Genomic DNA, 13,845 nt, shown 5'->3' on the forward strand with positions numbered 1-13,845 from the left:
GGAACGGCGTATTGCTTACTTGACGCGGTTCTTGTATTCGTCGGTACGGGTGTCGATTTCGATCTTGTCGCCGATGCTGACGAAGGCCGGAACCGGCAGCTCAAAGCCGGTGGCCAGCTTGGCCGGCTTCATGACCTTGCCCGAGGTGTCGCCCTTGACGGCGGGTTCGGTGTAAACGACTTCGCGCACGACACTGTTCGGCAGTTCGACGGAAATGGCCTTGCCATTGTAGAAAACGACTTCACAAGCCAGGCCGTCTTCCAGGTACTTCAGTGCGTCGACCATGTTTTCGGCTTCGACTTCGAACTGCTCGTAGTCGGCGTCCATGAAGACATACATCGGGTCGGCGAAGTAGGAGTAGGTCACTTCCTTTTTGTCGAGGATGACCACCTCGAACTTGTCGTCGGCCTTGTAAACCGCTTCGGAAGCGGCGCCGGTCAACAGGTTCTTGAGCTTCATCTTGACCACGGCGGCATTGCGGCCGGATTTGTTGTACTCGCTCTTCTGGACGACGAGCGGGTCGGCACCAACCATGATGACGTTGCCGGAGCGGAGTTCCATTGCGGTTTTCATACGGGATTCTCTACGATCGGAAAAAGATAAACGTTAAATTATACCTTGGCGGCGCAAAAGTTGACGAGGGCCGTTGCCAGATCGTCTTGCGAGGCCAGGTGGTCGCACCAGGCTCGATTGGCCTCGGTAATGGCCTGACGGTTGTCGACGAAATTCTGAAATGCCTTGGCAAGCTCCAGTGCGCCGCCATTCCAGGCGGTGAACATAGCCTTGACGGCTTGCGCCTGCGCGGCACCCATTGTCGTGCAGTAGCGATCGAGAAACGCCGACAACTTGACCAGATGGGCGCCTTCATCCTGCTGATAGATTTGCCAAATGAAAGGTTTGGCTGCCCATTGCGCTCGGACAAAGGAATCTTCGCCACGGATGAAATTGATGTCGGATTGCCAGAGCAGGCGATCGTAATCGTCCAGCGGCAGGAAGGAGAGCGGTTCGATCCGCGCCTTGCCGTGCTGCCAGGGGCCTGGACCCGGCAAGTGCTGCATGACAGCGGCCAAGGGCTTGCCGGGCGGCACATGGACAATGGACGGTTGGGGCATGTTCGCCAATGCGGCAAGGAGATCACCCACCGGCGCCGTGTCGTAACAGAACAGGCTGATCTTGAGGTGATCGTGTGGCGGGATTTGCTTCCGATAGTGTTCCCTATCCGACAAGAGATCGGCTTCCCGCAACAATCCTCCGGTCTTCGCGGTGAATCCGGGAAAAAAGAAATATTTGGTCAGCGGCAGAACAGGGTGGGGCGAGGCCATGCCATGGCAATCCTCGGCCCACGATTCGGCGGTCAGGTACTCCAGATTGATCCAGCACGGCTTACGGGTAGCTGCTGCCATCGCTTTTAGATAGGTGTCCGGCAATTCGCAGGCAAAGGCCTCGACCACCACGTCAGCTGAACGTTCGGCGGCGATCTCCGTGCCCCAACGCCTGATCTCGACGCCCTCTGCCGACTGCGCATCGAGCGACGGATCGATCAGCGGGCAAAGCGGGCGCAGGCTGGCCAGGTCGTCTACCCATAACCGGACATGGCATCCGTGTTCGGCCACCAGTTGCCGGGCGAGGCGCCAGCAAATCCCGATATCGCCGTAGTTGTCGATAACCCGGCAAAAGATGTCCCAATGAAGCTGCATGGCTGCCATGCTAACATCCCTGCCATGTCACGATTTGAAGACCCCATCGCCTGCACGGCCTGTCCGCGTCTGGCTGAACACCTTGCCGGTATTCGCCGGCGTGATCCCGAGTGGCACGCCTTGCCGGTCCCCGCATTTGGTTCACTCGACGCACAATTGCTGGTGGTCGGGCTTGGCCCGGGAGAAAAGGGCGCCAATCGAACCGGGCGTCCTTTCACTGGTGACGTGGCAGGCGAGTTGCTTTATCCGGCACTGCATCGCTTCGGTTTTGCCAGCCGCCCGGAAGCGCTGGGAGAGGATGGCTGGGCCAATACGGCCATGTCGCTCAGCAATTGCCGCATCACCAACGCGGTGCGCTGCCTGCCGCCGGCCAACAAGCCGACGACCGCCGAGATTCGCCAGTGCAATCGCTATCTGGATGCAGAGTTGGCTGCCATGCCCGGATTGAAGGTCATCGTTGCGCTGGGCGCCATCGCCCACCAAGCGCTGCTGTGGTCTTATGGCCTGAAGGTCAAGGAGTATCCGTTCGGCCACAACGTCCGCCACGAGCTGCCCGATGGCCGCACGCTGATCGACAGCTACCATTGCAGCGGCTACAACTGGCGTACGGGCCGATTGACGCGTGAAAGTTTCGAAGCGGTGTTTGCCGGAGCCAAGTCGCTGCTCGCCTGATCTGTCATGAGTTTTGACGCCAAGGCCTTTTTGGCCTCCCTGACCGAATTGCCGGGCGTGTATCGCATGCTCGGCGACGATGGAACAGTCCTTTACGTCGGCAAGGCGAAAAACCTGAAGAAGCGGGTTTCGTCATATTTCCGGGAAAACCTGTCGAGTCCGCGTATCGCGCACATGGTCAGCCAGATTGCGCGCATCGAGACAACGCCGACGCGTACCGAGGCCGAAGCGCTGCTGCTCGAGAACAACCTGATCAAGTCGCTCTCGCCGCGCTACAACATCCTGTTCCGTGACGACAAGTCCTATCCCTACATTGTTCTGAGCAAAGGAAAATATCCAAGACTGGGATTCTTTCGCGGCAATCCGGATCGCAAGGCCGACTACTTCGGCCCCTATCCGTCGTCGTGGGCGGTGCGCGACAGCATCCAGTTGCTGCAGAAGATGTTCCGCCTGCGGACCTGCGAGGAGAGCGTATTTGCCAACCGCTCGCGGCCGTGTCTGCTTTATCAGATCAAGCGCTGCAGCGGCCCGTGCGTCGGGTATATCGCCCCGGATGACTATGCGGCAGACGTCCAGATGGCAGCCATGTTCCTGCTCGGTAAGCAGCAGGAAGTTACTCGCCGCCTGACCAAGGCCATGGAAGAAGCCTCGAGTCGCCTGGCCTTCGAGCAGGCAGCTATTTTTCGCGACCAAATTCAATCGTTGCACCAGGTTCAGGAAAAACAGTTCGTTTCCAGCAGCAAGGGGGAGGACGTGGATATCCTCGTCGCGCTGAAGGAGGCCGGGCAGCTGTGCGTTAACCTGGCTATGGTCCGCGGTGGACGGCATTTGGGCGATCGCCCTTTCTTCCCCAGTAATGCAGGTGACTCTGATGCGGCGGACGCCTCGGCAGCCTTCATTCGTCAGCACTATGCGGTGCATCCCGCCCCCGCACGCATCCTCTCCTTTCCTTTACCGGTGGAAGAGGAGGAGGGCGGCAGCGAAGCTTTGCTGGCGGAATTGGCCGGCCGTGCCATCCCCATTCAGGAGCCACGGACCATCGCCCAAAAAACCTGGGTCGAAATGGCGATTCAAAACGCACGCCTTGCCATCCTGGCCAGAAACCAGGCCAGCGCCCAGCAAGAAGCCCGTCTGGCAGTACTCCAGGAGGTGCTGCAGCTTGCGGAACCCATCTCGCGAATCGAATGCTTCGATATCAGCCACACCATGGGCGAGGCAACAGTTGCCTCTTGTGTGGTCTATGAAGGCAATCGCATGAAGAAAAGTGATTATCGCCGTTTCAATATTCGAGATATCCAGCCCGGTGACGATTATGCCGCCATGCGTCAGGCTGTCAGCCGACGCTACGACAACCTTGCCTCGGGTGAGGGTAGGGCGCCTGACTTGATCCTTATCGACGGTGGCAAGGGGCAGGTTGCCTCGGCCTTTTCGGCGCTCGCCGACCTTGGTTTGTCGCATCTGCCGATGGTAGGTGTCGCAAAAGGCGAGGAACGCAAGGTCGGTATGGAAACCCTGATCTTTCCGGATGGGCGCGAACCACTACACCTGGCTCCTGACTATTTTGCGTTGCACCTGATTCAGGAAGTTCGCGACGAAGCTCATCGCTTTGCGATTACAGGACATCGGGCGCAACGCGGCAAAGCCAGAAAGACCTCCAAGCTGGAGTCGTTGGCTGGCGTAGGACCGGCCCGACGGAAAGCCCTGATTGCCCGATTTGGCGGTTTGCCCGGGGTGCTCGCTGCAACCGCCGATCAATTGGCCGACGTTCCCGGAATCAGCAGGGAATTGGCCGAGAACATATATTCCGCATTACACTGAAGCATGCCTTTCAATCTGCCCATCCTTCTTACCTGGCTACGTATCGTTGCGATTCCGCTATTGATCGCGGTCTACTACCTGCCCACCGCGTGGGCTACGCCTTACGAACGCGACCTGGCTGCAACCATCCTGTTTTGTGCTGCAGCGCTGACTGACTGGGCTGACGGCTATCTGGCGCGCAAACTGAACCAGACCTCCGCTTTCGGGGCTTTTCTGGATCCGGTTGCCGACAAGCTGATGGTGGCCGCTGCGCTCATTGTTTTGGTTCAACTTGGCAGAACCGATGCCATTGTCGCCATGATTATCATCGGCCGCGAAATCACCATCTCGGCCTTGCGTGAATGGATGGCCAAGATCGGGGCCTCGAAAAGCGTCGCCGTTTCGATGCTGGGCAAGATCAAGACTACCGCCCAGATGTTGGCGCTTCCCATGCTTCTCTACTACGCACCGCTCGCCGGGTTCGACATGAAGGTGATTGGTAACTGGTTGATCTGGATAGCAGCTTTGCTGACCTTGTGGTCGATGGGCTATTACCTGCGTATGGCCTGGCCGGAAATTGCAAAAAGAAGTGCAGAAAAATAGAAGGGGATGTTGACAAATCCCTTGTGTGGCCTATAATGCGCGCTCTGTTTGACGCGGCAGTAGCTCAGTTGGTAGAGCGCAACCTTGCCAAGGTTGAGGTCGAGAGTTCGAGACTCTTCTGCCGCTCCAAAATCGAAAAGGGAAAGCGCTGGTCGCTTTCCCTTTTTCGTATCGGGGCGCAAAAATGCTGCACCGGCCCGGGTGGTGAAATTGGTAGACACAAGAGACTTAAAATCTCTCGGCCTCTGGCTGTACGGGTTCGATTCCCGTCCCGGGCACCATCAATATTTTTCACATCTGCCTTTCATAGAAAAAACAACGTAGCCACGCGGGTTACTGCCGCATTGAGTAAATTTCTTTTACACTTTTAGGCAATGTTTGTTAGGCTTGACTCCCCATTTATTACGCGCGGAGTTCCCCATCCATGGCGTCTATCAAGCCGACCAAATCAGGATATCGGGCGCAGGTCTATGTGCTTGGCGTTCGTGACTCAAAGTCGTTCCGGACTGCACGCGAGGCAAATGCCTGGGCTGCGGCGCGAGAGACCGAGATTCGTGCGGATGAAAAGAAGGCGCCGGGGGAGCGCCATACGCTGCGTGACGCGCTGGCCAGGTATAGCGAAGAGGTTTCCCCAAAGAAACGCGGCTGCTTGAAGGAGCAGATTCGCTTGAAAGCGTTTCTTGCCGAGCCGTCGTTGCCGGTCGATCTCCCCATTGGGGAAATCACGCCATCACACCTTGCGGCGTGGCGCGATGCGCGGCTACGTGTTGTCCAAGCCGGCAGCGTCCTGCGTGACTTCGGTCTGATGTCGTCTGTCTTCGAGGAAGCGCGGCGCGAGTGGAAATGGATCCTCGTGAACCCTCTGTCAGATGTTCGTCGGCCGCGTGCTCCGGATCACCGCGAGATTGTCATTGCACGCTGGCAGGTCAAGGCCATGCTGAGAGAGCTTGGCTATTCCAAGCGGACGCCAGTACGCTCGGTTGCCCAGGCTGTTGCAGTGTGCTTCCTTGTGGCGTTGAGAACGGGGATGCGTGCCGGCGAACTGTGCGGACTGACGTGGGATCGTGTATTCGATGGCTACTGTCGCACGCCACATAAATCAGGGCGTACCGAAGAGTCGTTGCGTGATGTGCCGTTGACAGCGAAGGCGCTGGCCTCTATCGAGCTCATGCGGGGCTATGACCCCAAGTTGGTTTTCGGTTTGAAAACGGCATCGCTGGATGCGATGTTCAGGAAGTTCAGAAACCGTGCCGGCCTGTCGGGTTTCACATTCCACGATTCGAGGCACACAGCCGCGACCTGGATCGCCGGCCGGATGAAATCGAACAACCTGCCGGCGCAGCAAGCCTTGCTCGATTTGTGCAAGATTTTCGGGTGGACAAAGCTCGACCAGGCGCTGACATACTTCAATCCAGATCCGCGCGATATCGCCAAAAGAATTCTGTGATCAGTGGCCGGAAATGGCCGCATCGATCTGATCTATGGGGATATGACCCAGCTTGTTGAGCTTGAATGTTCCGGCCTTGACCATTTTCGAAATAGTCGGGCGGCTCTTTTTGAGCATTCTGGCGGCCTCGGCCTGCGTGACGCTCTGCGGTCTCAATCCGTTGCTCTTAGGTAGCGCCGACATCGCCTTTTGAACGGCCGCATCGGCCGCCCTGGTGATCATCGCATTCAGTTCGGCCTGGGTCATGATGACGACCGGTTCAGTGGTGGCGATCATGTCTTCCTCTTTTGGTTCTTGCCCGGTTGGTCATTATTTTTTTCTCTGTGTTAGGGATATGCCCGCTTGAATGTGTCCGACTTCACATAGCGCTTCGAAGACTGATTCAGCAGGGCGTTGCCAGGTGCCTTCTCTGCGTACTGCGCAAAGTCCCGCGTTGCTGTCGCCGGGCCGATGCCGAAATAGTCTTCAATTTCGCCCCGGCTAACGCTTCCGTAGTGGTGCAGCAGGAAGTCAATCAGGCGCAGGCGTTGCTCGATTGCATAGTTCATTGATCAGCCCTCTGCTCAGACCCTGAATCCCATAATTGCCGATAGCAGCGGATCGTTTCCCGTGGGTAGTTTTCCCTGGCGCGCGAGGCGTTTTATCCTCGTGCGGCGGTCAATAGCGAGGGCTTGTTCGTAATGGCGGGAGCGCCAGCGGTGGCAGTTGAACGCGTTTCCCAGCCTGGACGGCCGGGCAATGTCGATACCCGGGCCGAAGGCCACAATCTTGGTCATCGGACCGCGATCGCCGTTGCGTGTCCAGCCGACTATATGTACCAGGCCAGCGCTATGCAGTTCGTTGATGGCACGATCGGATGACGAGCGGTGCCAACCGAAGCGAGCGGCTGCGCTGTGTTTGTGAAAGGTCTCGCCGGAGGCCAGTGCTCTCCACATGAGAATTTTTCCCTGCGCACCGTTGTTCAGGTAGCTGGCCGGCGGAATCAGGCCGTGCGCGGATAGGGAGCAAATACGGTCAAAGGGGTTCACGGATTGATCCCTTGCAGACGCTTGAACTCAACAACCCATACCCACGGGTTTGTATCCCAGCTTCCGCCGCCGTTTATCTGCTGCCACAGGGCGCAAAAATTGTCGCGCCACAAATTGAAGTTCTTCGGCGGCCCTTCGGCCTCGGCATCGGCCTCGCTGATGTCCTGTAGCTTTTCGATACGTATGTCGACGATCTCAAGCAAAATCCTGCTTGCCCAGCGTGGCATATGGATGGACGGGCGATTCCTGAAGCCCCATGCCTTGAAGTCTGCGCGATCCTGGTTGCTCCAGTTGTCTGCCGCGTAGGTATATTGAGGCCAGGTGTCTGCGCCTTCGCGCATCATCTTGGCAGTGCGTTCTGGGCGCTCCCATCCGTTCTCGCGTACCCACAGCCGATCGCCCGGCTGACCATAGGGGCACTGCTTCCAATAGCGTGCGCCAAGGTGCTTGTTTTCGATCTCAATCATGGATTGTTCAGCATCGAAATCCGTGATGTAGACGTTGTCTGGCTGTGATGTCTTGATGGCTACCCGCCGCGTCTGCGTCTTCCTGCCTGCGAGAATCGCCCGCACCATCGGGCCACTGAAAAGGATCGGTCGCTCCTTCATTCTCAAATCTCCGCCGGATTCGCGTTGATGATCCTGGCCATGATGTGGCCGGTGCTGGCGTCGTCGCATGCCGGGTTGTCGTCTTCGATCGGAAATCCTTCGATCGGAAGGAAGGCCACGAAAAGGCTGCTGCTGCACTTGCGATAGGCGGCCGGTGCTTCGTTACCGTGGTCGTGCTTGATGGTTTCATGGCAGGCGCATTGATAGCGCCGCTCGCACCATTCGCCTTCCTTGTCGCCGTGTGCCAGGCAGCGGTTGATTGTGGAGTCAAGCGGTAGCGGCATTGGTTTTCCGGTGAAATTCATGCTGCTGCTCCTTGTACTTTGAGATCGTCGAGGGTCATTCCGCCGGCGAGGCAGTGTTCGACCCACTTGGGTTTGCGGCCGCGACCGGTCCATTCGAGCTCGGCGTTGTCCGGGTGGCGGTACTGGATGGGGGGCCGACCTGCTGCGCTGGATGGCCGTGCGCCGCTGCCGATGAGAATCAGGTCCTGAGGGTCGAAGCAAAGCTCGTCGCCGTCGATCATGACGACGATGGGCTTGCTGCGGCCGTCGATATAGATGGTCTGGATGACCCCGCCCTTGCCGGCGGCGCCGTGCCGAAATCCGTCCAGTTCCAGATCAGGCTTGACGCGAACCGTATCGTCGATACCGAAGGAGTGGTCGCTGGTCTCGGATGGTTTTGCGTTCGGCTCGTTAGAGCCGCTCGATAGGCATTCTGCCCGTTCAATCTCGTAACCAAAGAATTGCAGCCGTTCGCCTGTCTCCGGTCCGTCTTTAATCAAAATATCAAAGAATTCGGCACCGGAAGGGTATTGGCCCCGGGACAAAATGATTCCTGTGCAACCAGATATATCCACGTCTTCATCTTTAGCAACGACACGGACACAGTCCCCTACGCGGAACGTAGGTTGATCCAGGGATGGTTTTTCCACCGCAGCGCCAGCTGCACTCGATAAATCTGCCTCGGCGTTAGCCGGGGCAGGGTTTTGACCTTCGGACGACTCTTTCCCGCCCGCCTGCGCAGCTTCGGTCGCCGCGCCTTCGCCTTCCGCGCGGTCAGTTCCCGCCGCCTGCGCAGCTTCGGAGGGGTGGGAATGGTCTTCAGAGGTGGCCGGGGATGATTTTTTGCCCTTTTTCGAGGCCTTCGGGGCGGGTTTCAGGCTTTCCTTGACGTGGTCGAGCAGCGCGGCCGTATCGATTTTCATGGCCTTGGCCAAGGCCAGCATGCCCTCGGGTTCGCGCTTGAGATTGAACTCGTCGGTTTTGAGCTCGGCGAGCAGCGTGAGATCGAGGCAGATGAGCAGCATTTCCTCGGTGTCGTAGTTCGACAGGCCGTTGCGGAAGGCCTCGGTACGGTCGAAGCTGTTTGCGCCGATCGCGCCGTATAGAGCCGCGATGTTTTCGGCGCGAGTATGCCCGGCATCGATCAGGAAGCGTCGAGCAATGATGGGCAGCGCGTCGACCATCAGCGAGCCGAAGTCATAGTCATGCGGATCGTTGGTATGAGTTGCGTCGCGCGCTTGCTCTCGCAGGATCACGAACAGCCGTTCGCGGAAGGCATTGGCCAGCGTCACCTGAGCCTTGATCTTTTTGTTCTCGTCGCGGTTTTTCTGAGCCTCGGTGACGACGCCGGCGGCCTTGAGCTTTTCGGTGATGACCTTCTTGGCAACCACGGGAACCAATTCGCCCTTGAGCTTGTTTTCGACGAGGGTGACCGCTTTGTCGTCGCCGTCGAGGATTTCGCGGTAGGTGCGATGCTTGGGGTCATCGTAGCAGGTGGAGTCAAGCGGCGCGTGGGTGCGGGTTTCGCCGCCGCCGTAGCTGAGCATCTTGTCGGCTTCTTCGCCGGTGGCGACCTTCACGTTCGGGCCGGCGGCCTTGGCGCGGCGCTCGGCAGCAGCGATCTTCTTGGCGGTGAAACAGTCGGGGTCGGTACAGACGTTCGCACTGTCGATATCGTCGAACAGATCGGGGCTGTTGCCGGTGCGCTTGGGGCAGGCGCTGCAAGGCCCGGCGGTGGCGATCAGTTCGCCGTCTTCGCTGGGGAAGGGGGCATCGTCCAGCTTGAGCATGTAGCGGTCGCGGATGTGACGTTGCGCCTGGCGTACGGATTGGGTGTCGCCGTAGAAGTCGGTGCGGGTCAGGTCTTCGATGGCCCTGGCCTGCAGCTTGTGGCTTGGGATGCGCGAGACGAGCAGGGCGGTCGAGGCGTTGAGCGCACCGGCGTAGAAGAGGCGTCGGCCGTCTTCGTCCAGGTCGAGCAGCTTGAGGCGCCCGAAAATGTAGCTGCGGCTTTTGCCGATTTTGTGGGCCAGCTGGTCCGCCGTGTAACCGTGCTCACGCATCATGCGGCCATAACCTTCGGCTTCTTCGAGCGGGTGCAGATCCTCGCCCTGCAGGTTCTCGATCAGCTGAATTTCGACGATTTCCGCGTCGGAGAGGTCGTCCCGCAGATCGGCCCGGATGTTGGTGCAGCCGGCCATTTGGCTGGCACGCCAGCGGCGTTCGCCGAAAATGAGTTCGTAGAACGGCTGGTCGGCGCCGGTGTTCGGGTTGGTGCGCACGAGGATCGGCGAAACGACGCCGTGTTCCTTGATGCTGGCGGCGAGTTCCTTGAGCGTGGCTTCGTTGAAGTGCTTGCGCGGGTTGGTCGGCGAGGGTGCGATGTCGCTGACCAGGGGGTTGATTCGGGTGGTGGTCATGTCGATTTCCGGTAGGTTTTGGTGAGATCGGCCTTGATGCTGTGACCACGAGCGCGCATCACATTGGCGAGCTGGGCGCGGTCGTGGTGGGAGTGCGAGGCCTGACGCAGCAGGCCGAAGTAGCTGTTGCCGGTTTCAAACAGGTCGCTACTGTCGGCTTGCGAAAGTCGGCTCAGGGCGTCGTTGAACGTGCGGCGGCGCAGGGTGCGGCGCCATGGCTTGATGACCTGGCCAACGAAGTCAATGCCGCGCTCAATGGGTTGCAAGATGGTCTTGCGCGGATTGATCCTGGCCGCCAGTTTGTCAGCGAGCAGCTGCTCGATATCGGCCTTGGCGGCATTCAGCCATTGCGGCGATTCATGCAGCAGTACGAAGTCGTCTACATAGCGGACGTAGTGCCTGCAGTGCAGGTTGTGCTTGATGAACTGATCGAGCACGTCGAGATAGACGTTGGCGAAGAATTGGCTGCTCAAGTTGCCGATTGGCAAGCCCATGTGGCCGGGCTGGTTGGTCAGTCGCTTATGGGTGGGAACGAGGGCGAGCTGGTCGGCGGCGCCGTGCAGTTCGTAGTTCTGACGTGGATCGTGGAACAGAACGGTCTCCGTCAGCTGCATCCACCAGTGCTCGGGGATATGCCGGGCAAGCAGGCGGTAGAGGATGCGCTTATCGATGTTGACGAAAAAGTTGGCCAGATCGAGCTTGAGGTAGTAGGCAGGCTTGGACCAGTTCTGGGTGATACTGCGCACCTTGGCCTCGAGCCGCTGGGCGGCGTAGAGCGTTCCGCGACCTGGAATGCAGGCGCAACTGTCGGCGATGAAGCGTGCGTAGAAGCGAGGCGCAATACGGTTGTGCAACAGGTGGTGAACGATGCGGTCGCGGAACTGTCCGGCCCATACCTCTCTGGCCTTTGGTCGAGTAATGACGAAGCAGATTGAGCGGCCGGGTTCATAGCGGCCGTCCTCGAGTTCGTCATGCAGAGTGCGCAGGTTGTGTTCCAGGTTGGCTTCGAATGCCAGCGCGCTGGCGCTATTGCGTTTGGTGCGCCGGCAGTCGAAGTAGGCCTGTGTCAGTTCGGTGAAGGTGAAATCAGCGGGTGCTTTCCAATCTGCGGACGGCACGAGCACGGAGCTCGTTGTTCTTGTGGTTGTTGTTCTGGTTGCCGTTGTTGAAGTTCTGATACCAGGCCCAGCCGGACTCGGACCTATCGTGCTTTCCACATCGCCCTGCCGATTGTTCGGTAGGGAAACTGCGCCGGACCTTTCTTGCGCGCTGCAGGAGGTCTCCGTGGTGCGCATGTCGGTAGCCTTGTGAGCCAGCGGCACGACCAGATTGAATGTGCGCTCAGTCATGACGGCCGTGGCCTCCACGATGCGGGCGCGAAGCGGGTTTGCGCCATCCATTGGCCTGTTTTCCGATGCTGGTGCTCTTTTCGATGGCTTGGGCGTAGGCCCCAAGGGAGATCAATTGCTTGTCCTTGGCCAGTCGAATGAGCAGCTCGGCAACCTGCAGGCGTTCCAGCAACTCCATCAGGTGCGGTTCTTTGTCCTGGGCGACATTGGCGCGGAATACGAGCACGATGATTTCGATGCACTCCATGGCGATCTTCTCGCCGATGGTTCGCTTGTAGTCGCGATTCATATTCTTGACCATGTCAGATGACAGGCCGAGCAGGTCGTAGGCGGCCTTGTAGATGGGGAGGGAGGTATGGATGGACATGCTGATTAAATGATCGAATTACTCAATGATCAATCTGCGGACGGCACGAGCACGGAGCTCGGTGAGCTCGTAGTGGCCGTTCTGGAAGCCGTTGCGGAAGTTCTGACACCAGGCCCAGCCGGACTCGGAATCGTGAGCCTCACAGGACCAATACCAGCGCTCTTCGAACTGGTCTTTGAGATTGGCAAACAGCAGCGATTGTTCGCGGCGGGTGGGAAGGCTGGCAACGTATTCACCGCCCTGCTTGGCCGCCCACTCCATGGCCTTATCCCAGCTAATATCGTCGGCTTGGCCGGGCAGCAGGATTATGTGGTGGCTCGGTTCGCCATCCTTGCCGACGATCATCCCGGCATAGTGTTCGCCAGGGCGAAGATGGATGGTGGCTTCGGGGAAGTAGAACTCAGCGGCCGACTGATTTTCCTGGGCTTCGAAGGTAGCAATCTTGGCGGCCAATGCGTCGGCATCAGCCTTGATCTGATCAAGCGTGATGGGGGTCATAGCGTCCTCGAAATGACTAAATGATTAAATGGGCAATCTGCGGACGGCACGAGCACGGAGCTCGTAGCCCTTGGGGTCGAGGCCCTGGTAGCCGAGGCCGAAGAGCTGATACCAGGCCCAGCCGGACTCGGAATGGTGCGTCTCGTTGCTCCAATACCAGTCCTTTTGAAACTGGTCGCGGTGGCTGGCCCACAGCATGGCCTGCTCGATGCGGTTCGGCAGGTCGCCACCGATGCTCTTGGCCCATTCGAGTGCGGATTCGAAGGTGGCATCATCGTTGTCTCCCGGCAGCAGGATGACGTGGTGCAGGTTGCCGGTGGCGTCGCCGATGGCACCGATGTAGGTTTCGCCTTCGGAAAGCGGGGGGATTTGCAGTTGTTGCATGATGACTCCTATGGGTCGGTGAAAAGATTGATCAACGCGAAAATTGCGAGCAGCAGGGCGGCGCTCATGGATTGGCCGCCCGCAACGGTGCAGAGGCCGCAGGACCGGAGGCGCCTGCCGGCACCTCCTCGGGGCCATGACACCCCGCCTGCGCCTGGTTGGCCGCTTCACTGACAGGGAGGTCGTGCTTGCCCGACGGGCAGCTGTCAGCAGCGGCTGCCGTGGTTACATCCCCACTCACGGCTTGGGTTTCTCGAGCACTACCCGATTTCTGTATGCCAACACCCGGCCCGATGGCTTGCCTGGCGGTGTTTTGTGCGCAGGTGGCCAAGAGCAGGCGACGATTGGTGATGTCGATATCAACGTTCAGCTTGTCGCGTTCGGCCAGCTGCTGCCGCAGGATTGCCGTCAGATCATTGATATGTTGTTCGAGGCTACGGATGTAGAGTCCGAACGCGACGCGGTAAATCCACTCGATCAGGCGGCGCATGGCTGATGCTCCAGGGTGGCGGATTCGGCGTTCTTGACCTTGACGGCAACGCGCCAGAAGCCGGGCGGGACGATCGGCGAAACCACGACCTTGAAGCCGTTGGTTATCAGGTACATGCCGGCGGAGCGGGCGGCCTGAATGCACTCGTCCATGGTGGTGGCATCGGTGACGGGGAGGATGGTGGCGGTCGTCATGGCCGCC

18 protein-coding genes and 2 tRNA genes are annotated in these 13,845 nt (G+C 59.0%); 6 read left to right on the forward strand and 14 right to left on the reverse strand.

Going from position 1 to position 13,845, the window contains the following annotated elements:
* Positions 1-15 precede the first annotated feature (15 nt).
* Together efp and earP are read right to left on the reverse strand one after the other, a co-directional pair.
* A complete protein-coding gene (gene efp / locus F1002_RS09675) occupies positions 16-573 on the reverse strand; it encodes an elongation factor P (protein WP_150428832.1) in 558 nt (185 codons plus the stop codon).
* Positions 574-611: 38 nt separating this feature from the next.
* Positions 612-1,706, reverse strand: coding sequence for an elongation factor P maturation arginine rhamnosyltransferase EarP (earP, locus tag F1002_RS09680; protein ID WP_223879528.1), 1,095 nt, complete (start codon positions 1,704-1,706; stop codon positions 612-614).
* A 15-nt stretch (positions 1,707-1,721) separates the two neighbouring features.
* Between earP and F1002_RS09685 the strand changes: the two genes are divergently transcribed.
* The 6 genes from F1002_RS09685 (at position 1,722) to F1002_RS09710 (ending at position 6,216) form a co-directional block, all read left to right on the forward strand.
* Positions 1,722-2,369 (forward strand): uracil-DNA glycosylase, encoded by a 648-nt coding sequence (locus F1002_RS09685; RefSeq protein ID WP_150428833.1) that lies wholly within the window; start codon positions 1,722-1,724, stop codon positions 2,367-2,369.
* A 6-nt stretch (positions 2,370-2,375) separates the two neighbouring features.
* Positions 2,376-4,187, forward strand: coding sequence for an excinuclease ABC subunit UvrC (gene uvrC / locus F1002_RS09690; protein WP_150428834.1), 1,812 nt, complete (start codon positions 2,376-2,378; stop codon positions 4,185-4,187).
* Between the two features lie 3 nt (positions 4,188-4,190).
* A complete protein-coding gene (gene pgsA / locus F1002_RS09695; RefSeq protein ID WP_150428835.1) occupies positions 4,191-4,769 on the forward strand; it encodes a CDP-diacylglycerol--glycerol-3-phosphate 3-phosphatidyltransferase in 579 nt (192 codons plus the stop codon).
* Positions 4,770-4,822: 53 nt separating this feature from the next.
* Positions 4,823-4,898: transfer RNA gene (locus F1002_RS09700), tRNA-Gly, on the forward strand.
* A 66-nt stretch (positions 4,899-4,964) separates the two neighbouring features.
* Positions 4,965-5,050: transfer RNA gene (locus F1002_RS09705), tRNA-Leu, on the forward strand.
* A 143-nt stretch (positions 5,051-5,193) separates the two neighbouring features.
* The gene (locus F1002_RS09710; protein WP_150428836.1) at positions 5,194-6,216 is read left to right on the forward strand and encodes a tyrosine-type recombinase/integrase; all 1,023 of its coding nucleotides are present in this window, start codon (positions 5,194-5,196) and stop codon (positions 6,214-6,216) included.
* On the opposite strand, the gene F1002_RS09715 is transcribed toward F1002_RS09710, so the two are convergent.
* From F1002_RS09715 to F1002_RS09770, 12 genes are all read right to left on the reverse strand, one after another.
* Positions 6,217-6,492: a helix-turn-helix domain-containing protein gene (locus F1002_RS09715; protein WP_223879529.1), complete on the reverse strand. Its 276-nt coding sequence runs from the start codon at positions 6,490-6,492 to the stop codon at positions 6,217-6,219.
* Positions 6,493-6,542: 50 nt separating this feature from the next.
* Positions 6,543-6,764, reverse strand: coding sequence for a hypothetical protein (locus tag F1002_RS09720; protein WP_150428837.1), 222 nt, complete (start codon positions 6,762-6,764; stop codon positions 6,543-6,545).
* 15 nt (positions 6,765-6,779) lie between these two features.
* On the reverse strand, positions 6,780-7,244 hold the full coding sequence (locus tag F1002_RS09725) for a hypothetical protein (RefSeq protein WP_150428838.1): 465 nt from the start codon (positions 7,242-7,244) through the stop codon (positions 6,780-6,782).
* Positions 7,241-7,852: a hypothetical protein gene (locus tag F1002_RS09730; protein WP_150428839.1), complete on the reverse strand. Its 612-nt coding sequence runs from the start codon at positions 7,850-7,852 to the stop codon at positions 7,241-7,243. Before F1002_RS09730 ends, F1002_RS09725 begins: the two co-directional genes overlap by 4 nt.
* Before the next feature lie 2 nt (positions 7,853-7,854).
* Complete coding sequence (locus F1002_RS09735) at positions 7,855-8,136, reverse strand: hypothetical protein (RefSeq protein WP_150428840.1); 282 nt, start codon at positions 8,134-8,136, stop codon at positions 7,855-7,857.
* A 17-nt stretch (positions 8,137-8,153) separates the two neighbouring features.
* The gene (locus F1002_RS09740; RefSeq protein WP_150428841.1) at positions 8,154-10,556 is read right to left on the reverse strand and encodes a ParB/RepB/Spo0J family partition protein; all 2,403 of its coding nucleotides are present in this window, start codon (positions 10,554-10,556) and stop codon (positions 8,154-8,156) included.
* On the reverse strand, positions 10,553-11,674 hold the full coding sequence (locus F1002_RS09745; protein WP_223879530.1) for an RNA-directed DNA polymerase: 1,122 nt from the start codon (positions 11,672-11,674) through the stop codon (positions 10,553-10,555). The genes F1002_RS09740 and F1002_RS09745 overlap by 4 nt, the downstream gene beginning before the upstream one ends.
* Before the next feature lie 223 nt (positions 11,675-11,897).
* Positions 11,898-12,272, reverse strand: a complete 375-nt coding sequence (locus F1002_RS09750; protein WP_150428842.1) for a four helix bundle protein — start codon at positions 12,270-12,272, stop codon at positions 11,898-11,900.
* 18 nt (positions 12,273-12,290) lie between these two features.
* Entirely contained in the window at positions 12,291-12,770 is a 480-nt protein-coding gene (locus F1002_RS09755) for a DUF1566 domain-containing protein (RefSeq protein ID WP_150428843.1), read from the reverse strand.
* A gap of 24 nt (positions 12,771-12,794) precedes the next feature.
* A complete protein-coding gene (locus F1002_RS09760) occupies positions 12,795-13,154 on the reverse strand; it encodes a DUF1566 domain-containing protein (RefSeq protein ID WP_150428844.1) in 360 nt (119 codons plus the stop codon).
* A 64-nt stretch (positions 13,155-13,218) separates the two neighbouring features.
* Positions 13,219-13,644, reverse strand: coding sequence for a hypothetical protein (locus F1002_RS09765; protein WP_150428845.1), 426 nt, complete (start codon positions 13,642-13,644; stop codon positions 13,219-13,221).
* A complete protein-coding gene (locus tag F1002_RS09770) occupies positions 13,632-13,838 on the reverse strand; it encodes a hypothetical protein (RefSeq protein WP_150428846.1) in 207 nt (68 codons plus the stop codon). Before F1002_RS09770 ends, F1002_RS09765 begins: the two co-directional genes overlap by 13 nt.
* Positions 13,839-13,845 lie beyond the last annotated feature (7 nt).

Origin of the sequence: Dechloromonas sp. CZR5 (genome assembly GCF_008711155.1) — a bacterium.
In the GTDB taxonomy this organism is placed as follows: domain Bacteria; phylum Pseudomonadota; class Gammaproteobacteria; order Burkholderiales; family Rhodocyclaceae; genus Azonexus.